This window comes from Frankia sp. Hr75.2 (assembly GCF_949319125.1).
Taxonomy (GTDB): domain Bacteria; phylum Actinomycetota; class Actinomycetes; order Frankiales; family Frankiaceae; genus Parafrankia; species Parafrankia soli.
The window spans coordinates 35,150-56,430 of sequence record NZ_CASGGV010000291.1 but is presented as its reverse complement, the minus strand read 5'-3'; the positions used below and the strand labels follow the sequence as shown (position 1 = coordinate 56,430).

18 protein-coding genes are annotated in these 21,281 nt (G+C 74.1%); 12 read left to right on the top strand and 6 right to left on the bottom strand.

Features of this window, described 5'->3' with window-relative positions:
* Positions 1-141: 141 nt before the first annotated feature.
* The 4 genes from AC559T_RS21825 to AC559T_RS21810 form a co-directional block, all read right to left on the bottom strand.
* Positions 142-438 carry a hypothetical protein gene (locus AC559T_RS21825; RefSeq protein ID WP_498869923.1) on the bottom strand — a complete coding sequence of 99 codons (297 nt, stop codon included), beginning with the start codon at positions 436-438 and terminating at the stop codon, positions 142-144.
* Positions 435-851, bottom strand: coding sequence for a hypothetical protein (locus tag AC559T_RS21820; RefSeq protein WP_112107936.1), 417 nt, complete (start codon positions 849-851; stop codon positions 435-437). Before AC559T_RS21820 ends, AC559T_RS21825 begins: the two co-directional genes overlap by 4 nt.
* A gap of 96 nt (positions 852-947) precedes the next feature.
* The gene (locus tag AC559T_RS21815) at positions 948-2,198 is read right to left on the bottom strand and encodes a CaiB/BaiF CoA transferase family protein (RefSeq protein ID WP_498869922.1); all 1,251 of its coding nucleotides are present in this window, start codon (positions 2,196-2,198) and stop codon (positions 948-950) included.
* 88 nt (positions 2,199-2,286) lie between these two features.
* Positions 2,287-3,390, bottom strand: coding sequence for a phosphotransferase (locus AC559T_RS21810; protein ID WP_498869921.1), 1,104 nt, complete (start codon positions 3,388-3,390; stop codon positions 2,287-2,289).
* 1,103 nt (positions 3,391-4,493) lie between these two features.
* Between AC559T_RS21810 and AC559T_RS21805 the strand changes: the two genes are divergently transcribed.
* The 5 genes from AC559T_RS21805 (at position 4,494) to AC559T_RS21785 (ending at position 10,161) form a co-directional block, all read left to right on the top strand.
* Positions 4,494-5,756 carry a thiamine pyrophosphate-dependent enzyme gene (locus AC559T_RS21805; protein ID WP_498869920.1) on the top strand — a complete coding sequence of 421 codons (1,263 nt, stop codon included), beginning with the start codon at positions 4,494-4,496 and terminating at the stop codon, positions 5,754-5,756.
* A gap of 11 nt (positions 5,757-5,767) precedes the next feature.
* Entirely contained in the window at positions 5,768-6,745 is a 978-nt protein-coding gene (locus AC559T_RS21800) for an alpha-ketoacid dehydrogenase subunit beta (protein WP_116430140.1), read from the top strand.
* 4 nt (positions 6,746-6,749) lie between these two features.
* The gene (locus AC559T_RS21795) at positions 6,750-8,177 is read left to right on the top strand and encodes a dihydrolipoamide acetyltransferase family protein (RefSeq protein ID WP_498869919.1); all 1,428 of its coding nucleotides are present in this window, start codon (positions 6,750-6,752) and stop codon (positions 8,175-8,177) included.
* Between the two features lie 59 nt (positions 8,178-8,236).
* A complete protein-coding gene (gene pheA / locus AC559T_RS21790) occupies positions 8,237-9,190 on the top strand; it encodes a prephenate dehydratase (protein WP_112107940.1) in 954 nt (317 codons plus the stop codon).
* Positions 9,191-9,387: 197 nt separating this feature from the next.
* Positions 9,388-10,161, top strand: a complete 774-nt coding sequence (locus AC559T_RS21785; protein WP_498869918.1) for a PaaI family thioesterase — start codon at positions 9,388-9,390, stop codon at positions 10,159-10,161.
* Between the two features lie 33 nt (positions 10,162-10,194).
* Here the strand turns inward: AC559T_RS21785 and AC559T_RS21780 are convergent, their stop codons facing one another.
* A complete protein-coding gene (locus tag AC559T_RS21780) occupies positions 10,195-11,097 on the bottom strand; it encodes a phosphotransferase family protein (protein WP_498869917.1) in 903 nt (300 codons plus the stop codon).
* Between the two features lie 536 nt (positions 11,098-11,633).
* Between AC559T_RS21780 and AC559T_RS21775 the strand changes: the two genes are divergently transcribed.
* Genes AC559T_RS21775 through AC559T_RS21765 form a run of 3 tightly spaced genes read left to right on the top strand, consistent with a single transcriptional unit; the run spans position 11,634 to position 13,888 of the window.
* A complete protein-coding gene (locus tag AC559T_RS21775) occupies positions 11,634-12,110 on the top strand; it encodes a MarR family winged helix-turn-helix transcriptional regulator (RefSeq protein ID WP_165938866.1) in 477 nt (158 codons plus the stop codon).
* Between the two features lie 54 nt (positions 12,111-12,164).
* Positions 12,165-13,349 carry a helix-turn-helix domain-containing protein gene (locus AC559T_RS21770; RefSeq protein WP_498869916.1) on the top strand — a complete coding sequence of 395 codons (1,185 nt, stop codon included), beginning with the start codon at positions 12,165-12,167 and terminating at the stop codon, positions 13,347-13,349.
* Positions 13,350-13,381: 32 nt separating this feature from the next.
* Complete coding sequence (locus AC559T_RS21765; protein ID WP_476739402.1) at positions 13,382-13,888, top strand: hypothetical protein; 507 nt, start codon at positions 13,382-13,384, stop codon at positions 13,886-13,888.
* A 55-nt stretch (positions 13,889-13,943) separates the two neighbouring features.
* Here AC559T_RS21765 and AC559T_RS21760 read toward each other — a convergent pair whose 3' ends face one another.
* Entirely contained in the window at positions 13,944-14,936 is a 993-nt protein-coding gene (locus AC559T_RS21760) for an NAD(P)-dependent alcohol dehydrogenase (protein WP_498869915.1), read from the bottom strand.
* 231 nt (positions 14,937-15,167) lie between these two features.
* Here AC559T_RS21760 and AC559T_RS21755 point away from each other — a divergent pair, with 231 nt between their 5' ends.
* From AC559T_RS21755 to AC559T_RS21740, 4 genes are all read left to right on the top strand, one after another.
* Positions 15,168-18,101: an ATP-binding protein gene (locus tag AC559T_RS21755; RefSeq protein ID WP_498869914.1), complete on the top strand. Its 2,934-nt coding sequence runs from the start codon at positions 15,168-15,170 to the stop codon at positions 18,099-18,101.
* Between the two features lie 119 nt (positions 18,102-18,220).
* The gene (locus tag AC559T_RS21750; protein ID WP_368954812.1) at positions 18,221-19,231 is read left to right on the top strand and encodes an alpha/beta hydrolase; all 1,011 of its coding nucleotides are present in this window, start codon (positions 18,221-18,223) and stop codon (positions 19,229-19,231) included.
* Positions 19,232-19,398: 167 nt separating this feature from the next.
* Positions 19,399-20,178 (top strand): SDR family oxidoreductase, encoded by a 780-nt coding sequence (locus AC559T_RS21745; RefSeq protein ID WP_498869913.1) that lies wholly within the window; start codon positions 19,399-19,401, stop codon positions 20,176-20,178.
* A 170-nt stretch (positions 20,179-20,348) separates the two neighbouring features.
* Entirely contained in the window at positions 20,349-21,272 is a 924-nt protein-coding gene (locus tag AC559T_RS21740) for a pentapeptide repeat-containing protein (RefSeq protein WP_498869912.1), read from the top strand.
* Positions 21,273-21,281 lie beyond the last annotated feature (9 nt).

Here is a 21,281-nt window from a genome sequence, read left to right as displayed (position 1 = left end):
GCCGACGCGGTCGTGGCGGCGCCGCGCGACTGGCCGCGGCATCAGCGGCCGAGCCGGCTCAGCACCGCCGACACCGTCGAGATCCGGGAGCAGGTCTGGGGAGTGCGGGTGGGGTGGGTTCCCGCCGGGTTCCGCCGGCAGTCACGCGAAGGCGAGTACTTCCGGGACGTCCGCGGCCCGCGGCGCGACCATTTCGAGGTGCGGGTGGTCTACGCCGCCGCGCCCGCCGACCGCGCGGGCGCCCGGCCCGCGAGTGCCCGATCTGACGACGCTGACGCCAGCACCGGGAACGCCAGCACCGGTGGGGACCTCCCGGTGGGGCCGGCGACATACGGGATCGGTGTCCGGCGCGGCCCGGCGGTCGACCTGGCCGCCGAGGTCGCGCATGCTCCAGGCGCCGGCTGGGAGACGGTGCTGCCCGCCGTCGTCCACGGTCACGGCGGGTTCCTCCTCAGCACCGGGATCGGTGACCGACGGTCGTTCTCGCTGCTGTGGAGTCCCGGTCCGGGTCTCGTGCTCAGCGTCGGCGGGGGCCGGGCGGACGAGGTCGCCCGGATCGCGGACAGCCTCGTGGTGGGCTCGGTGCCGCCGGGCCCATCCGACGCGGCGGGCGCGCGCAGGTCGGTCGAGGCCGCGGTGCGGGTCTGCTTCGGCGCGGGGAGATCCGCCGGTGGGGTCGCGGGTCTCGCGGTGGACCGGGTCACGCCGGTCGTCTTCCTGAGCGGGACCGAGGCCATGGCGGGGTACGAGCTGCGCGACCCCGCCGCGCCCGCCGGGGCGCCGCGGGCGGGCACGACAGTGAGCGGCGTGCTGGAGCTCGTGGCGACGCCGTCGGGCTGGCGGCCGGCCACCGGTCCCGGAACCGGGGCTTCGGTGCCCCGGTCCGCGGGATGCGCGAGCGACTCGGCCGACTCGGCCGGTTCAGGTGACTCGGCCGGCTCGGGTGATCACGTCGGCCCGGCGTCGCTGGGCGTCTCGCGGGTCGGGGCCTGGAGGGCCGCGCCGGAGGCGAGCAGCGCGTCGAGGTCGTCCTGGGCGAAGCCCCAGTCGAGCAGGACCTCCCGGGTGTGCTGGCCCGCGGCCGCCGGTGGCCCGCCCGGCCCCGCCGGGGTCCGGCTGAACCGTGGGGCGGGTGCCGGCTGGACGACGCCGTCCACCTCGACGAAGGTCCGCCGTTCGACGTTGTGCGGGTGGCGGGTGGCCTCCTCCATCGTCAGCACCGGGGTGAAGCAGGTGTCGGTGCCCTCCAGCTCGGCGGTCCACTCGGCCAGCGTGCGGGTGCGGAAGACCGCTTCCAGCGCGGCCCGGCCCGCCGGCCAGGTCGTGGGGTCGCCCTGCTGGCGCAGCAGCTCGTCGCCGAGGCCGAGCCGCTGGAGCAGCTCCGCGTAGAACTGGCTCTCGCCCGCCCCGACCGCGACGTACCGGCCGTCGGACGTCTCGTAGACGTTGTAGAACGGCGCCGCCAGGCTGAGGATGTCCGACCCGGGCTCGTCGGACCACAGTCCTTCGGCGCGCATCCCGTGGAACAGAGTGGTCAGCAGCGCCACCCCGTCGACCATCGCCGCGTCGACGACCTGCCCGAGCCCGGACCGGGCGCGTTCGACCAGCGCGCCGAGCACGCCGAGGGCCAGCAGCATCCCGCCGCCGCCGAAGTCGCCGAGCAGGTTCAGCGGCGGGGCCGGCGGCTGGCCGGGGCGGCGCAGCGGATCGAGCGCCCCGGCGAGGGCGACGTAGTTGATGTCGTGCCCGGGGCTGCGGGCGTAGGGGCCCTCCTGCCCGAACCCGGTCATCCGCGCGTACACCAGCCGGGGGTTGCGCCACAGGCACTCGTCCGGCCCCAGCCCGAGCCGCTCGGCCACCCCCGGCCGGTACCCCTCGACGAGGACGTCCGCCCGGTCGACCATCCGCAGGACGGCCTCGACGCCGCCGGGATGCTTGAGGTCGAGCGCGACGGACCGGCGTCCGCGGGTCAGCAGGTCGATCCGGCGGTGCCCCTTCAGGGAACGCTCGGTCGCGCTCTCTGCCTCGCTCGGCGCGACGTCCTCGAGCCGGGCGACGCGGACGACCTCGGCCCCCAGATCGGCGAGGATCATCGCGCCGAAGGGCCCCGGCCCGCGGCCGGCGAGCTCGACGACCTTCACCCCCGCCAGCGGCCCGCTTCCCGGCTTACCGTCCTTGCGCTCAGACAACGGATGCACAGCCGATAAGTGTACGTTCACTTTTTTATGGCCCGCAACGACCGGGCGCCGCCGGCGCTGGTGCTCAGGGACGCGGGTGCTCAGGGGCTCAGGGGCGCAGGCGGTCCAGCGCCGCCTCGGTCTCCAGTTCGACGAACGCCGCCCCGTACCGCTCGGCGAGGGCGAGCGAGACGTCCCGGCGCTGCCAGCCGTCGGTCCCCAGCGTCGACAGCCACACCGCGAGACCGTAGGCCGCCGAGGCACGGTAGGACAGCCAGCCGGCCTCCGGCGACGGGCGCCGCTCCCCCGGCACTTCCAGCGCCCCCAGGTACTCCGCGACCAGGTCGGCCTCGTGCTCACGCCGGTCCGCCACCGTCAGCGAGCCCACCAGGAAGTAGCCGACGTCCTGCGACCAGCCGCCGCGCCGCGCCACCTGCCAGTCGAGGAACCCGACGTCGCCGTCGGGCAGGACGTAGGTGTTGCCGATGTGGGCGTCTCCGTGCAGCAGGGTCGGCGGGTCCGCGGCCAGCGACTCCACGTAGCGCCACCACAGCCCGACGAGCTCGTCGGCGCTGCGCGACCTGACCTCGTCGGGCAGCAGGTCGATGCCGCGCTCGACCCCGGTCGGCACGCGCGTGCGCAGCGCCCCGGCGAAGCCCTCGGTCGCCGCCCAGGTCCGCACCCAGGCCAGCTCCGGGTCCGTCTCGCCGGAGAACCCCCAGTACCGGCTGTGCAGCCGGGCGAGCCCGCGCAGCCCGTGCGCGACCTGGTCGGGTGTCATCGGCCGGGTGGCGTCGCGAGGATCGGCACCGCGCCCGGTCACGTCCTCCATGACGATCACGTAGTCCTCGGCCGGACGGTCGATGACGACCAGGTACGAGGCGGGATGATCGACCGGGAGGGGGGCACCGGACGCGAACAGGTCCGGCTCGTTGAACATGTTCCCGTTGTTGCGGTGCAGCACCCGGTGCTCGCCGAGGCCCTCCGCCTTGCAGAACACGGTGTCCGGGCCGGTGCCCGCGCTGTAGGTGACGCCGAACCGGGCACGGCGGTTGTTGCCGTCGTCCCGGAGGACCAGCCTGACCTCGCCGACCTCCGAGCCCGGGTGCCGGCTGGCGAGTGCCGCCGTCATCCAGCCGGGAGTGACGTCATCCCAGTCCGCCGGTATCGGGAGTGCCCTCGGTTCCGGCCCGCCGTTCCCACCGTTCGACATTCGGGCGAGTATGCGTTCACTCAGCCAAGCCGTCAAGATCCGCCTCCCCACCACCACCCCCCGAACAGCGAACACCGACAGCCCACCAAGCGCACACGTTCAGCCACACACCTCGACTCGGCGGGCACCCCGGAGTGTGCGCAGTTGATGTGTGGCGAGTCAGCGAGCCTGTGGACTCACCCAGCCGCCACGCTTCTCCGCCGCCACGCTTCGATCTTGCTCTGGGGCCGGGTGCGGACGGCGACACCTGCACGGGGGCAGAAGCAGCACTCGGAGCGACGGCGGAGCCATTCAGCCGGCCGGGCGCTTTGGCTCGTCCGTCCCAACCCAATAGGATCTGAAACGGGTCCGGACGGCAGGATGACAATCGTCGAGGGCACTTTCGGCGGCCCCGACGGAGACCCTGGTCACAGGTCGGGAGGGCCGAAAGTCCGGCGGATTCAGGCGGCGCCGCGGCCGCCCGGAAATTGGACATCCGGCCCGTGGGAGCACTGCGCGTCACGGCCAGCGGATACCGTGCCGCACTACTCACATCCACTGCGGAAAATTCCGGCCGACAGATTTCGATCATGCCTCTTACCAGGCAAAACAGGAACAGAAACGAGTCTGATAGGCAAGCACCGACCAGCCATTGAAATGCCACCACTATTACCGGAAAACCGAGTAGTCAAGGTGTCACGCGGAGAACAACCGCAAGATTCTGCCCGTGTTTCCCTACGACATGACCCACGCAGCTGATGCCATACCCGAACCCCCAGGGTGATTCTGAACACGGTCCAGCCGTCGAGCAGAGGCGGAAAATCGGTTGGCAGCGGCCGGCTACCGCCTGGATACCGTCAACGGGAAGCCGCGAAGCCCAGCCAGTGCCAAGAAGTCGAGCGGAGAAGGATCGTGATCACGGACAGCGCCCGAACCGGGCATGCCGGCGAACCTGAACAGCTCGCGCCCGGCCACCGCTGGCCACATCTCGTTTCCTGAACGTCGGACCTCGCGTTGGCGGCTCACCAGGGTGGTGAGGGGCACCGCCGCGTCTCGGTCGGGCTGCAGAGCCGGCGACGGGCCGCATTCGAACCCTTTCCGCCGCCAACTGCCGAAGGTGGACCATGACGATCCTCGACGCCAGCGCCGCGTCCGGCCTCGCCGGGCCGCCAGGCTCCCACGGCCCGACCGACCGCGGTCCGGTCTACCACGGTCCGCGGCGTGACCCGGGGCCGTTGCTGCCCGGTCCCGAGCCGGCCCGGGTGCTCGGCACGCCGGCGGCGCGGGCGCTCGACGCCGAGCTGCTGCGCGCGCTCCACCGCCGCCTGGTGCTGGGACGTCGCTACAACCAGCAGGCCACCACCCTGGCCCGGCAGGGCCGCATCGCGGTCTATCCGGCCTCCACCGGGCAGGAGGCGTGCCAGATCGCCCCCGCGATGGTGCTGCGGGAGACGGACTGGCTGTTCCCGACCTACCGCGACACGCTGGCGGTGGTGTCGCGCGGGGTGCGGCCGGCGGACGTCCTGGCCATGATGCGGGGGCACACGCACGGTGGGTACGACCCGCGGGAACACCGGATCGCGCCGCTGGCGACCCCGCTGGCCACCCAGGCCTGCCACGCGGTCGGGCTGGCGCATGCCGCCCGGCTGCGCGCGGCGTCGGATCCGGGGGCGCCGCGGGACGTCGTGGCCCTCGCCCTCGTCGGCGACGGTGCCACCAGCGAGGGTGACTTCCACGAGGCGCTGACCTTCGCGGGGGTGCTGAACGCGCCGGTGGTGTTCCTGGTGCAGAACAACGGCTACGCGATCTCGGTGCCGCTGGCGCGGCAGTCCGCGGCGCCGACGCTGGCTCACAAGGCGGTGGGCTACGGCGTCACCGGACGTCTCGTCGACGGCAACGACGCGCCGGCGGTGCACGCCGTGCTCGGCGCCGCGGTCGAGCACGCGCGGGCGGGACGGGGGCCGGTGCTGGTCGAGGCGGTCACCTACCGGCTGGACGCGCACACCAGCGCCGACGACGCGACCCGGTACCGCACGGCGCAGGAGGTCGCCGCCTGGCAGGCCCGGGATCCGGTGACACTGCTGGAGCGGCATCTGCGCGACGCCGGCCTCCTCGACGACGCGGCGGGGGCCGCCGTGGCCGCGGCGGCCGAGGAGCTCGCCGCCGAGATGCGCTCCGAGTTCGGCGCCGAGCCCCCCGCGGTGGACCCGGGCTCGCTGTTCGCGCACGTCTACGCCCGTCCGACCAGCCAGCTGCGGGAGCAGGCCGCCGAGCTGGCCGCCCGCATCGCCGCCGAGACCGACCCCGCGGACACCGACCACGCGGACACCAACCAGGCAGGCAGCAACCAGGCAGGCACCGGCCCGGCCGGGGGCGAGGCCCGGTGAGCGCGGCGACGATGGTGCAGGCGCTCAACGCCGCGCTGCGCGACTCGCTGCGGGCGGATCCCGACGTCCACGTGCTCGGTGAGGACGTCGGTGCGCTCGGCGGCGTGTTCCGGGTCACCGACGGCCTCGCCGCCGAGTTCGGGACGCAGCGCTGCCTCGACACCCCGCTGGCCGAGGCGGGCATCCTCGGCACCGCGGTGGGCATGGCGATGTACGGGCTGCGGCCCGTCGTCGAGATGCAGTTCGACGCCTTCGCGTACCCGGCGTTCGAGCAGCTCGCGTCGCACGTGGCGAAGATGCGCAACCGCACCGGCGGGGCTGTCGGGCTCCCGATCACGATCCGCGTGCCGTACGGCGGGGGCATCGGCGGCGTGGAGCATCACAGCGACTCCAGCGAGGCGTACTACGCGCACACCCCGGGGCTGCACGTGGTCACCCCGGCCACCGTCACCGACAGCTACGGGCTGCTGCGCGCCGCGATCGCGTCCGACGACCCGGTCGTCTTCCTGGAACCCAAGCGGCTCTACTGGTCCACCGAGGACGGGCTCTCCCCCGCCGAGGTCACCCGCGCCGAGGTCGGGCCGATCGGACGGGCGGCCGTCCGCCGGCCCGGCACCTCGGCGACGCTGCTGACCTACGGCCCGGCGCTGCCGGTGTGCCTGCGGGCCGCCGAGGCCGCGGTCGCGGAGGGCTGGGACCTGGCGGTCGTCGACCTGCGCTCGCTGGTGCCCTTCGACGACGAGACGGTCTGCGCGGCGGTCCGGGCCACCGGGCGCGCGGTCGTGGTGCACGAGGCCGCGGGTTTCGGCGGCGTCGGCGCGGAGATCGCCGCCCGGGTCACCGAGCGGTGCTTCCACCACCTGGCCGCCCCGGTGCTGCGGGTCACCGGGTTCGACATCCCGTACCCGCCGCCGATGCTCGAGCATCACTACCTTCCCAGCGTCGACCGCGTCCTCGACGCCGTCGCCCGACTCCAGTGGGAGCAGTGACACCGTGGCCGCGGTACTCGAATTCGCCCTCCCGGACCTCGGCGAGGGGCTGACCTCCGCCGAGATCGTCCGCTGGATGGTCGGCATCGGGGACGTCATCGTCGTCGACCAGCCGGTGGCCGAGGTCGAGACGGCGAAGGCGGTCGTCGAGGTGCCGTGCCCGCACGCGGGCGTCGTCACCGCGCTCGCCGGCCCGCCCGGCACCGCCGTCCCGGTCGGCACCCCGCTGATCACCGTGACGGTCGACGAATCCGCGGAACAGCCGGCGGACGGCCCGGACGGCCCGGACGGCGCTCCGGGGCCGGCGGGCGGAGGGCCCGGCAGGGTCCTCATCGGCTACGGCCCCCGCGCCGAGCCCGCGCCGGCCAGCCGTGCCGGCCGCGCGAGCCGCGCCAGCCGCGTTGACCGGTCGCTGGTCGGTACGACCGCCCCGGAGTCCCTGCCGTCGACGCCACCCGTGCCGACGCCACCCGCGCCGATGCCGACGGCGCGCGACGCCCGGCAGGCGGTCAAGGTGATCTCGCCGCTGGTCCGGCGGCTCGCCCGGGACAACGCCGTCGACCTGCGTGAGCTCACCGGCACCGGCCCGGACGGCCTGATCCGCCGCCGGGACGTCGAGGCGGCTATCACCGCAGCCACCCGAACCACCCCGGCCGCGCCGGCGGACCTGGCGACCCCAGCCGCACCAGCCGCACCGGCCGCACCGGCGGACCTGGCCGGCCCGGACGGCGCGGACGTCGTCCCGTTGAGCCCGCTGGCGCGGCGCGCGGCGGAGGCGTTCGGGCGCAGCCGGCGCGAGGTGCCGGACGCGACCACCTGGGTCGACGCGGACGCCACCGAGCTGCTCGCCGCCCGGGACGCCCTCAACGCGGGCGGCGCCGAGCCCCGCATCGGCGTGCTGGCGCTGCTGGCCCGGGTCTGCGTCGCCGCGCTGCGCCACTTCCCCGACCTGAACTCGACCGTCGTCACCGACGCCGACGGCCGCGCGACCGGCGTGCGCCGGCACCGCGCCGTCCACCTCGGGTTCGCCGCGCAGACCCCGCGTGGACTCGTCGTCCCGGTGGTGCGCGACACCCAGGGCCACACCACCGCCAGCCTCGCCGCCGAGGTGACCCGGCTGACCGCCGCCGCCCGGGCGGGCCGGCTCACCCCCGCCGAGCTGACCGGCGGCACGTTCACCCTGAACAACTACGGCGTCTTCGGCGTCGACGGCGCCACGCCCATCGTGAACCATCCCGAGGTGGCCATGATCGGCATCGGCCGGATCCTCCCCAGGCCGTGGGCGGTGGACGGCGAGCTGGCCGTCCGCCGGATCACCCAGCTCTCGTTCACGTTCGACCACCGGGTCTGCGACGGCGCCACCGCCGGTGCCTTCCTGCGCTTCGTCGCCGACGCGGTCGAGAACCCCACCACCCTGCTCAGGCACCTGTGACCGCCGACCTTCACCCCGCAGGCGACGACCGCCGCCTAACCGGTCCCAGGAGACACGTCTTGCCTGCCCACGCCCCGCACGCCCGCCTCACCTACCTGGGCCCTGAGGGGACTTTCACCGAAGCCGCGCTGCGCACGCTGCCGGAGGCGGCCACCCACGAGCTGTTCCCGTCCATGTCGGTGGCGGCGGCGCTGGACGCGGTGCGCAACGAGGACGCCGCCGCGGCGCTGGTGCCGATCGAGAACTCCGTCGAGGGCGCGGTGACCGCCACACTGGACGAGCTGGCGACCGGCCGGCCGCTGGTCATCCGCCGCGAGGTGCTGCTGCCGATCAGCTTCGCGCTGCTGGTGCGGCCGGGCACGACGCTGGACGACGTCAAGACGGTCACCGGCCACTCGGTCGCCCAGGCCCAGGTGCGCCGGTGGCTGGCGGCGAACCTGCCGCACGCGGAGTGGGAGTCGGCGGCGTCCAACGCCGAGGGAGCCAGGCTGGTTCGGGACGGGCGGTTCGACTGCTGCTTCGCCGGGGAGTTCACGGCGCGGCGCTACGGCCTGGAGGCGCTGCTGACCAACGTCAACGACGCCGCCGACGCCACGACCCGGTTCGTCCTGCTCGGACGTCCCGGCCCGACGACCGCGCCGACGCGCGCGGACAAGACGTCCATCGTGGTGTGGCCGACCGAGGACGAGCCGGGCGCGCTGCTGGCGCTGCTGCAGGAGTGGGCGGTCCGCAAGGTCAACCTGATCCGGATCGAGTCCCGGCCGACCGGTGAGGGGCTGGGCCGGTACTGCTTCTCGATCGACGCGGAGGGGCATGTCAGCGGCCGCGGGGTCAGCGAGGCCCTGATGGGGCTGCACCGGATCTGCCGGAAGATCCGGTTCCTGGGTTCCTATCCCCGTGCCGACCGGCCCGCCCCGCCCGCGGGCCAGCGGCTGACGGGGCACGACTTCGTCGAGGCCGCGGACTGGCTCTCCACCTGTCTGACCGGCGACGACGGGGACTGGGAGCCCTGACCGTGGCGGCCACATTCCTTTGATTGTGACGTCGATATTTGCTTAGTGTGGTGCGCGGAGCACCTGCTCCGGCGGCCGCCGGGGAGGACGAGGCCAGCGACGGCGCGCTCCGGCCGTCGGGCGTGACATCGAGGTCACGTGCCCCCGCCCCGCCCCGTCTCGTCCCGTCTCGTCCCCGGACCAGGAGCGTGGCTTCCGTGAGCAGTGACAGCGACGTGCGCCCGAGCACGCACATCCTGTCCGACCTCGGTTTCGAGCTGACCAGGGTCGGTGACGAACTGCGCGGCTCGGCGGCGATCGTCCCCGAGATGTTCGTGCCCGGCACGCCGAGCGTCCGGACCTCCATTCTCGCCGTCTGGGCCGACACCGCGTGCGGGCATGCCGTCATGGCCGCCGTCGCCCCGCGGGTTCCGGTCACCCTCGACCTCGACGTGCACGTCTACCGCCCGCTGCACGAGTCCGGGACCATCAACACCGTGGCGCGGCTGGTCAAGGCCGGGAAGTCGGTCTGTGGCGTCGAGGTGGTCTTCACCGGCACCGGCGGCGACGAGCTGGCGTTCTGCACCGCGTCCTTCATGGCCGCCCCGAACCCAGAGATGATCATGCCATCGGCGCAGACCGGCCTGGCCTCCCGCCCCCGCGGAGGACGGCTCCAGGTCCCGCTGGCCGAGCGCGCGCGCTGCGAGATCCGCGAACCGGGCATAGCCACGCTCCCCCGCACCGAGGACGGGCTGAACTCGTCGCAGACGGTGAGCGGCGGGCTGATCGCCCTGGCCGTCGAGGAGGCGGCGCTCTCCCTGACCCCGGGCACCTCGCTCTCCTCCCTGGCCCTGCGCTTCCTGCGCCCGGTGCGCACCGGCCCCGTCGTGGCCACGGCCCAGGTACGGGACGGTCTCGGCCGCGTCGAGGCCCGCGACGCCGGCGGCGACAACCGCCTCGCCGTCCTCGCCACCACCAGGGTGTTCGGCTAGCCGCCCTGTTCGGAGGGGTTCATTCGGAGGGGTTCAACGGACGTCCGCGGGCAGGAAGGCGAGCGCCTCGCGGAGATTGCGTTCGGCGATATCCCTCATCAGGGCGCGCTCCGGGAAGTCACCGTCGAGCAGCCGCAGCGGCCCGGCGACGAGCGACAGGCGCATCGCCAGCGTGTAGAACGCCAGCCGCCGCGCGTCGAGGTCACCGTGTTCCAGCCACCGGTAATGCTCGCCGAAGCGCAGCCGCAGGAACACGTGCTCCCACTCGACGTCGAAGAACATCAGCCCCTCGACGTCGATGAGGACCGGCCGCCCACGCCGGTCCACCAGAACGTGGTCCGGCCCGAGTTCCCCGTGGACGAGCCCGTACCGCGAACGCGGGCGCACGGCCGCGGCCAGTGTGTGGACCACTGACTCCAGGCGCTCCCGGACGCGGGTGAGCCGCGTGTCACGGACGGCGGCTTCGGCGAGGTCGCCGAGCGCGCGCTCGAGGACGACCTGCTCGCAGGAGCTGCCCCTGGACGTACCGCCCTTGTTGGCCCGGGCGACCTTGCCGAAGTGTGGACCGTGGTGCCCCCGCATCACGGCGAGCGTCTCGGCGAGCTGTGCCATCGTCGCCTCCGCGCCGTGCGGGTCCTCCCGGAGCAGTGCTTCCAGGCTGTCGCCGGGCACGTCCTCGACCACGGCGACGTCCGCCGGGTAGTGACCCCCGCTCCGGTCAGTCAGTCGGATCCGCGGCGTGCGGATGCCGAGGACGTCCAGCTCGCGGGGGGCGGCCTCGAAGAGATCGAGGCATGAGGCCGGCTCGAACGGGTCCGTGTGGCTGTCGGTACCGCTGTCGGTACCGCCGGCCCGCGGGGTGGGCCAGTAGTTCTCGGAGTCGTCCCAGATGTAGACGATCGCGGTCGAGTCGTCGTCGAGAGTTAGTCGGTACACGCCCTTCCTGCTTCCGCCTCGCAGCCGGGAGACACCCACGAGTCGATGTCCAGCGCCCAGCGCGGCGCGTGCGACAGGCTCCAGGTGCTCTCGGGTGACGACTCTGCGCGCCATGTGCACGGCCTGCCTCTCCCGTGTGCCGATTGTTGACCTCAGACACGGCCCGGCGGCGGAGGCCCTGGTGCTTCTGGTGCTCGGCTACTCGCCTCTTGGTTTCTTTCTCGCCATTTCGGGGGGCATTTTCTGCGGAATCCGACCTGAAAGGGCGAGAAGGATGTCAGAGGGCGAGCAGGCCACCCTGACGTTCAGGCGGTTTATCCGATATAGGGCATAGCCCCTGGTAGGACGGCCCGGCGGCCCGGCGGCCCGGCGGCCCGGCGGCCCGGCGGCCCGGCGGCCCGGCGGCCCGACGGTGGCGCGGGGGTCCGTCCCGTTTCGTCATGCCCGACAGAATAGGCAATGGTCTTTCCTATTTGCAACGGCGGACTGCCCGCGCGACCGGAATGTCGACGTGGCCGAGAGCTAACGTGACTCACATGTCCAGGCCGGCCGCCGCGCAGACCACCCCGGCGCTGTTGCAGGCCGTGGCCCGGTCGCAGGCGTCCCGGGTGGCCGCCAGGTTCACCGAGGCCGGGCTCACCGGGCTGCGCCCGGGTCACGCGCAGTTGCTGATCCCCCTGCTGAGCGGTGGACGGCGGGTCTCCGAGCTGGCGGAGCAGCTCGGCGTCTCCCGACAGGCCGTGGCTCAGGTGGTTACCACGCTCGAGAAGGGCAGCTACGTCGAGCGGGTGGCCGATCCGCGCGACGGGCGGGCCCGCGTCGTCCGACTGACGGCGCTCGGCCTGGTGGCGCTGCGGGCGATGCGCGCCACCGCGCTGGCCGTGGAGCGGGAGTGGGCCGCCCGGCTCGGCGCCGACGGCCTCGGCCAGCTTCGCGACCTGCTCACCACCCTGCTCGACACCGACACCGACACCGACACTGGTGCGGGCGCGGGTTCCGACACCAGCGCCTGACGCGCCACCCCGGGCCATCTTGCGAAAATCGCAAGGCGAGGTTATCGTCGCAGAGTGCCCAGCATCCCCGAACGCCCGACTTCGTCCGGGCACACGACTTCGTCCGGTCAGGCGGCCTCCCCCAGGCACGCCACCGTTCCCGAGCGGGTCGCCGGGCTGATCGAGGCGTCCGGGCTGACCCGTCGCGATTTCGGGCTGCGCATCGGGCTCGACGAGTCGAAGATGTCGAAGTCGTTGCGCGGCACCCGCCGCTTCTCCTCGACGGACCTGGCCCGCATCGCGCAGGCCTGCGAGGTCACCGTCGACTGGCTCCTCACCGGTGACGAGCCGGCCCTCTCGCTGGCTGCCAGAACCGCCGGCGGTGACGCGGGCGGCGCGCTCGCCACGGCCAGACACCTCAGCACGATGCGCGCCGACCTGGCCGAACTCGGCTACCCGGCACCCTGGCAGGGGCCCCGGCTGGAGCACGTTCCCGTCGGCTGGTCCGAGCAGGGCCGGCGGCTGGCCGGGCGCGCGCTCGACGAGGTCGACAAGGCGGGCCGGTCGGTGCTGGAAGAGGACCTGATCAGCGTGATCGAGGCCGTCTTCGGCGTCGACATCGCCGTCGCCGACCTCGGCCCGGGCATCGACGGCCTGGCCGCTGCCTCCGCCGAGGTGGCGCTGATCCTGCTGGCGACATCCCCGGTGCCGGCCCGCCAGCGGTTCACCCTCGCCCACGAGCTCGGCCACCTGCTCGCCGGCGACGACCAGGACGTCCACCTCGACCGGGACATCTTCGACCTCGCCCAGGCGAGGGATCCCAGCGAGATCCGCGCGAACGCGTTCGCCTCGGCGTTCCTGATGCCGGCCGACGCCCTCGGCGACGCGGTCGGCGATCCGGTCGACCCGGCCGGCTTCGCCGACAGCTGTTTCGCCACCCTCGTCTGTGACCTGATGGTGACTCCGTCGGCACTGGCCTACCGGCTGCGCAACCTCCAGATGATCGACTCGGCCACGTGTGACCGGTTGAAGCGGATGACGGGGCCGAAGGCGGCCCACCTCGCCGGCCGCAGCGACCAGTTCGCCCGGCGGGCCGCGGTCGCCGGCACCCCGCGGCCACCCGGGCTCATGCTCCGGGACACCTACGCCGCCTACGAAACCGGCGTGACAACCCTGCGTCCCTATGCCAACCTGCTCGGCGTAGACGTCGATGATCTCAGCACCGCACTCGAAGCGGACCGCCCGGCGCCCGGGGAGTAGCCACGGAACTTCTCTTCCCCGACAACACCGTCCTGTGCAACTTCGCCGCCGTGGGGCGCCTTGACCTGCTCAGGTCGGTGCTCCGGGGGCGCGGGCGCTGGACGGCCGCCGTCGCCCACGAGGCGAGCCGCTCGGCGCGGTACTTCCCCGACCTGGCCCTGCTGCCGGCGGAGGGCTGGCTCGGCGAGGCGATCGAGATCGTCGACGAGGTCGACATCCGGCGGGTCAACCGCATCCGGCGGGCCGTGTTCGGCGGCACCGACGCCGAACCGCTGCGGCACCTCGGCGAGGCGGAGAGCTGCTTCGTGATCCTCGAGTGGGCGGCCTTCGCCGGCTCCTGGTGGATCTCCGACGACCGGGAGTCCCTGCGGTACGCCCGCCGACGCGGCATCACCACCGCCGAGACGATCGACGTCATGGGAATGGCGGTCGCCGACGGCCATGTCGACAAGCGCGACGCGGTCGCCCTGATGCACCGGATGACAGCCGAGGGCAGGCACCTTCGGCTGCCCCGCTCCGACGCCGACCTCGTGACCTGACGGGTCGCCTGGGGCGTGACCTGCGCCGCGGGCGCACCGCCATCCGCGCCCGGGGTCACACCACGTCGACGACGATCTTTCCGCGGACGTGGCCGGCCTCGACCAGGGCCAGCCCCGCGGCGACGTCCACCAGCGGGATCGTCCGGTCGACGACGGTGGTGAGCCCGCCGGCCGCGGCGAGGTCGGCGAGCGCGGCCAGTTCGGAGCGGTCGAGGCGGGTGGGCAGGACGCGCAGGTGCTGGCGGACGAACCTGTCGGCCGCTACCGCCCCGAGCATGGCGCCGACCGCGCCGAACACCCGCCCGGGTGAGCCGCCCGCGTTGACCACCAGCGTGCCGCGCGGGGCGAGCGCCCGCCGCAGCCGGCGCAGCGGGTGGTTCCCGACGTTGTCGAGGATCACGTCGTAACCCCCATGCCGCTCGAGGAAGCCGTCCGCGGTGAAGTCGCCCTTCGTGTAGTCCACGACGTGCGCGGCGCCGAGCGAGCGGACCAGTTCGGCGTTGCGCCCGCTGCACACGCCGGTCACCTCAGCGCCCAGCCCGGCCGCGATCTGGACGGCGTAGGTGCCCACCCCACCGGCGGCACCGTTGACGAGCAGCCTGGTCCCGGCCCGCACCTCGCCGGTCTCCCGCACCCCGCGCAGTGCCGTCGTGCCGGCGGTCGGCAGCGCCGCCGCGTCGGAGAAGGCGAGGCCGGCCGGTTTGCGGGCCAGCATGCCCGGCCGGGTGCGGGCGAGCTCGGCGAAGGCGCCCGGGCAGAAGCCGAACACCTCCGTGCCCGGGATCGGCTCGCGCACGTTCACGCCGACCGCCTCGACCACGCCGGCCGCGTCCAGCCCGGCCACCGGGTTCTTCGGCCGGCGCAGCCCCATCCCGCCCATCAGCCGCGCGACGTACGGGTCGCCGCGCAGCATGTGCCAGTCGTACGGGTTCAGCGCCGCGGCCCGCACCCGCACCAGCACCTCGTCCGGCCCCGGCACCGGCACGTCGACATCGGCCAGCCGCAGGATGTCCGGCGGGCCGAACCTGTCCTGGACGACCGCCTTCACCGTGACCTCCGACCGGGCTGACCGGGCCGACCGGGCCGGCCGGCCGCCACCGCGGCGCGGGCGCGCCCGGCATCCAAACTGAGAACCGTCATGAGGCAACGGTGGCGTCGCCGTGTTGAGCGGCGGCGGTGAATCGCTGGCGCGGCGGTTGAGTGTCGGTGGCGGGTCGCATACTGGCGGCGGGAGAGTTGATCGTCGAGGCAGGAAGTCGTCGAGGCAGGGAGCGCACCCGTGCTGCGGATCCGGCTGCTGGGCGGGGTCGGTGCCGTCACGTCCGGCGGCGAGCCGGTCGACGTCGGCCCGGCGAAGTGCCAGGCGCTGCTCGCCGCGCTCGCGCTCGCTCCCGGCAAGGTCGTGCCGGTCGGGCGGCTGGTGGAGCTGGTCTGGGGCCCGCACCCGCCCAGGACGGCCGACCGCACCCTGCAGTCGTACGCCACCCGGCTTCGCAGGGCGCTCGGTCCCGGTTCGATCCGCCGGGTCGGCGCCGCCTACCTGCTGGATGTCGCGCCGGAGGCGGTGGACGTCGTCCGCTTCCAGCGGCTGCTCGACGAGCGGGACGTCGCCGCCGCCCTCGCCGAGTGGGCGGGCCCGCCGCTGGCCGGGCTGGTCGTGCCCGGCCTGGCCGGAGCCGTCGACGGGCTGGTCGAGCAGTGGCTGGCCGCCGTGGAGGTGGATCTGGCACGCCAGGTGGAGACCGACGCGCGTTCCGCGCTGGGCCGGCTCACCGAGCTGACCGCCGCCTACCCGCTCCGCGAGGGCCTGTGGGCGCTGCTCATGACGGCGCTCTACCGGGCCGGGCGCCCGTCCGAGGCCCTGGCGGCGTTCCGCGCCGCCCGCCGGCACCTGGTCGACACCCTCGGGGTGGAACCGGGGCCGGCGCTGCGCGAGCTCGAGGCACTGGTCCTGGAGCACGACAGACGGCTCCTGCCGCCCGGCGAGGGATTCGGCCAGGTCGGCGAACGTCCCGTCCCGGGCGAGCACCCGGGCAATCTTCCCCGCCGGCTGGGGCGGCTACTCGGCCGCGAGCATGATCTGGAGGCCGTCGGCGGCGCGCTGGCCGTCTCACCCGTCGTGACCCTGGTGGGGCCGGGTGGGATCGGCAAGACCCGGCTGGCCCTCGCGGCGGCGGCGCGGCACCGCGACGCGGACGGCGTCTGGCTGGTCAAGCTGGCCGAGATCGCGGCTCCGTCCGATGTGGCGCGGGCGGTAGCCGGTGTCGTGGGCGTGACGGAGAGCTCCGGGCGCCCGCTGGGCGAGTCCGTCGTGGCGGCGCTGCGCCATCGCCGGGTGCTGCTCGTCCTGGACAACTGCGAGCATGTCGTCGACGGCGCCGCGGCGCTCGCCCAGGCGATCGCCGAAGGCTGCCCCGAGGTGCGGATCCTCGCCACCTCCCGGGAGCGGCTCGGCCTCGGGAACGGCTTCGAGCGGCTCGTCGCCGTGGGCCCGCTGGAGCCCGCCGGGGCGGCCGCCGAGCTGTTCGCGCAGCGCGCCCGCGCGGTCTTCCCCGCCTTCGACGCGCGGGCCGGCCACGCCGAGATCACCGAGATCTGCCGCCGTCTCGACGGCCTCCCGCTCGCCATCGAGCTGGCCGCCGCCCGCACCGCGGCCCTCGGCCTCACCGACCTGCTCGAGCGCCTCGACGACCAGCTGCGCCTGCTCGTCGGCGGCGCGCGGACGGCCGACGAGCGCCACCGGACGCTGCGCGCCACCGTGCGGTGGTCCTACGACCTGCTCGCTCCCGCCGCGCAACGCCTGTTCCGGCAGCTGTCGGTCTTCGCCGGGCCGTTCGACCTGGGCGCGGCAACCACCGTCGCGGCCACCGCCGTCGCGGCAACCACCGAAAGCAACGGTGCGGACGGCTCGCGCGCCGCCGGCCGGCCGGGCGACCCGGGCACGGCCGACGCGGGCGGCACGATGGGCGAGGCGGAGGACCTGCTCGGTGACCTCGTGGCGCGGTCGATGCTCGTGGCGGAGACCGGGCCGTTCGGGCGGCGCTTCCGGCTTCTGGAGACGATGCGCCAGTTCGCCGCCGAACGGCTCGCTGACGCCGGTGAGACCCGGCAGGCGACCGAACGGCACGCCCGGTGGTGCCTCGAGGCGGCCACCCGCGTCCAGGTGCTGCTTGCCGGCCCGGCCGAGGTCGAGGGCGTCGCCCGTCTCGACGAGCTCTGGCCCAACCTGCGGGCCGCGTTCGACCGGGCGTGCGCGGCCGGTGACACGGCGCTGGCCCGGGCGCTCGTGCGCCCCGTCGTCGTGGAGATCGTCCGCCGCAGCCGCCACGAGATCGGCGACTGGATCGAACGGCTCCTGGCACTCGGGCAGCCGGGGGCGGAGCCGGACCCCGACCTCGTCGTCTTCGCGCTCACCTGGGCGGCGCAACGCTACAAGATGAGCCAGGACAGCGCCGCCTACGAACGACTCGTCGAACGCCACGGCGAGCCGGACCATCCGTTGGTCCGCCATGCGCGGGCGTCCGTCTACGAGGACTACCCGGCCCATGTGACCTGGGCCGCGCCGGCCGTGGCGGAGCTGCGCCGGCACGGCGCGGACGACCTGGCCGAGCAGTTCGAGCTGGACGTCGGCGCGGCCCTGCTGTTCACCGGCCGGTTCGCCGAGCACGACGCCGTGGTCGGGGCGCTGGTCGAGCGGTACCGCCGGCAGGGGCCGCCCACCCTGCTGAACCTGACTCTGGTGCTGCTCGGCTACTCGGCGCTGCTGCGTGGCCGGCACGACCGCGCCGACCGGCTGTTCGACGAGGCCGTCGGCGTCGAGGTGCCGGCCCGGACGCACTCGCCGAACCGGGCCGTCCAGGCCCGGGCGGTCTTCCGACGCGGTGAGCGGGCGCGGGCGTTCGCCATCCTGCACTCGCACGTCGAGCAGCTGCTCGACGACGGGAACATGCAGGCCGTCTGCGTCACCACGGTCGAGTTCGTCAACATGGCGGCGGCCGTCGGCCGGCTCGAGGAGGCGGCACGCATGCTGGGCTTCCTCGAGACGACCGGCCTGCTCGAGCATCCCGCGTGGCGGACGCTCGTCGACGGCACGACGGCCCGGGTCGCCGCCGACCCCGGCGTCGACCCGGAGCGGGAACGGGCCGGCGGCCGGCGGCTGGACGACCGTCAGGCTCTGGAGTACATGCGAGGCGTCCTGGACCTCCTCACCTGACCGGCGGCCCGTGGTCTCCGGCCCGACCGGTCGCCCGCCGGATGACAAGCGGGGACGATGCTTGGCGGGCGTCTCATAACGCCCGCTCACGGCTCCGCACCGACGCAGGAGGACCGCCGATGACCGTCGACTCCCCGTTATCGACCCCGCGCCAGGACGACGCCGCCGGACCGCCGCCGCCCTTCGACGCCGAGGTGCGCCCGACAATGGTGATCATGCGGCAGGCGCTGGCGGGGATGCGGACGCTGGACGCCGTCCTGGCCGCCCGTGAGCACACCGGCCGGGCCCGGGACCAGGACGCGCGGCTGGCCCGCGACGGGGCGTTCGAGCTGACCGAGGTGTCGGTGCCCGGCCCGCCCGGCGGGCCCGAGGTGTCACTGCTCGTGTGCCGGCCCACGGCGACCACCGCGCCCCGCGCCGTCCTGTACTTCGCGCACGGCGGCGGAATGATCATCGGTGACAACCGACTGGGGCTCGACGACCCGCTGGACTGGGCGCAGGAGCTGGGACTCGTTGTGGTCTCCGTGGACTACCGCCTCGCGCCCGAGCATCCCCATCCGGCACCGGTCGAGGACTGCTACGCGGGTCTGGTGTGGACGGCCTCGCACGCAGCCGACCTGGGCGTCGACCCATCCCGGATCATCATCTCAGGACAGAGCGCCGGCGGCGGCCTGGCCGCGGCGACGGCGCTGCTGGCCCGCGACCGCGGCGGCCCGGCCCTGGACGGGCAGCTGCTGATGTGCCCGATGCTCGACGACCGCAACGACACCCCGTCCGCCCGGCAGATGGCCGGGGCGGGCGTCTGGGACCGGTCGATGAACGAGATGGGCTGGTCGGCTCTGCTCGGCGAGGCCCGGGGTGGCCCCGATGTCTCCTCCTACGCGGCCCCGGCCCGCGCCACGGATCTCTCCGCGCTGCCGCCCACCTTCGTCGACGTCGGCTCGGCCGAGACGTTCCGGGACGAGGACGTCGCCTACGCGAGCCGCATCTGGCAGGCCGGGGGCGAGGCTGAGCTGCACGTATGGCCCGGCGGCTTCCACGGGTTCGACCTGGTGGCCCCGCAGGCGGCGCTCTCGCGGGCGGCGAAGGCGGCACGGCTCCAGTGGCTGCGCCGCCTGCTGCGGGACTGACCCGCTTGCCGCGGTGACGTGATTCACTCGACACTCGTCCGTGTATGTGTTCACTTATGAGGCCTGTCGGCGGCCCGGCAGCTTGACATCGGGCCGCCTACCACGACGTGGGTGCCGACCGGCCCCGCGTGCCGCGGCCCGCGGCCTACAGAACTGGAGTCCAGGCGATGAGAGTTGTGGTGGTCGGTGCGTCGAGCGGCCTCGGCCGGTGTATCGGCGTCGACCGGGGCCAGCGCGGCGACCAGGTGGCGCTGCTCGCCCGCAGACAGCACCGGTTGGTCGAGGCGGCCAAGGAGGCCGGGTCGGGCACGCTCGCCATCGCCTGCGACGTGACCGACGAGGAGTCCTGCGAGGCCGCGATCGAGGAGGCGGCGGCGGGTCTGGGCGGGATCGACGCCATCGTCTACGCCACCGGCATCGGCCCGCTCTCCCGGTTCGAGACGATCGGCGCCGCCACCTGGCGCAAGGCGTTCGACACGAACGTGATCGGCGCGGCGCTGATCACCGCCGCGGCTCTCCCCCACCTGAAGGCCTCGGGTGGCGTGGCGGCCTACCTGTCGTCGGTGAGCGCGTCGCTGACGCCGCCCTGGCCGGGGTTCGCGGCCTACAACGTGAGCAAGGCCGCGCTCGACAAGCTCATCGACTCGATGCGCGGCGAGCACCCGTCCGTTGGCTTCACCCGCATCGTCGTCGGGGACTGCGCCGGCGGCGAGGGTGACTCGTCGACCGAGTTCATCGCCGGCTGGGACAGGGAGTACGCCGCGGAGGTGCACCAGATCTGGGCGCAGCGCGGCTACATGGCCGGCACGCTGCTCGACGTCGCGGAGCTGCTGCGCGTGGTGGACGTCGTGCTGCGGTGCGGCGGCACGATCCCCACGGTGGCCGTGACCCCACGCCCGGCGGCCATCCCTAACGGTGCGACCAAGCAGCTGGACTACCAGGAGTAGCTCCGGGAGAGCACCGACAGCCGCAATCGCTCCCCTCTCCGCCCACATGTGGCTAATGTCACCACCCATGACGCAGGCCACGTGCGGGCGTCCGGGCTCCCGGGGAGAAAACATGATTGCCGCGGTGGAGTTACCCGTCGCCCCACCTTCGCGACGTATGGGTGATCACGATGGGTGCTGAGCGCCGGGACCTGCACGCCCGGCCGCTCAGCACCCCGGGTTCCGACACGCCGGGCCGCCCAGCTCCGGATCACGCGGCGGCAGATCATGCCGCGCCGGGTCATGCCGCGCCGGGTCATGCCGCACCAGGTCAGACCGCGCCGGGTGCCGGGCCCCATGGCAGCGCCCCCGCACGGCTGGGGTCGCTGGGTGGTCTGCTCGCCGCGCTGCGCGGGAGGCCTCGGACGGGCGGGTACGCCGCCGGCGCGGACCTGGCCGGCGCGGACCTGGCCGGAGTGTGCCTCACCGGGCGGATCCTGCGCGGGGCGCGGCTGCACGGCGCCTACCTCAGCGGCGCCGACCTGCGCGGAACGGACCTCCGGGACGCCTGCCTGCGCGGGGCCGACCTGCGGGACGCCGACCTCAGTCAGGCCGCGCTCGGCGGTGCGGACCTCGCCGGCGCGCTGCTCGCCGGCGCCTTCCTCACCGGCGCCGACCTGCACGGGACGGACCTGCACGGAGCCTTCCTCCACAACGCGGATCTCCGGAAGGCCTTTCTCGCCCGCGCCGACCTGCGCGGAGCCGACGCCGACGGGATCATCATGCGCGGCGCGGACCTGCGCGCGGCCGACGCCACCGACGCGGTCCTGCGTCAGGCGGACCTGCGTGCGGCCGACCTGCGCGGGATCCGCCTGGCCGGGGCGGCCCTGCGCGGGGTCGACCTGCGCGGCGCGGACCTGCGCGCCGCGGACCTGGGCACCGCCCTCCTGAGCTCCGCCCGGCTCGACCGGGTGTACTGGTCGACCGCGACGGCCTGGCCGCCCGGTGAGTGGACCTACCGGATGCGGTCGGCGTCCCAGCAGGTCGCCCCGGGCGTCTTCCAGGTCTCCGACGAGCCGACGCGCCCCGGCCGCCATCGCCCGATGCCCGGCTGACCCACCGGC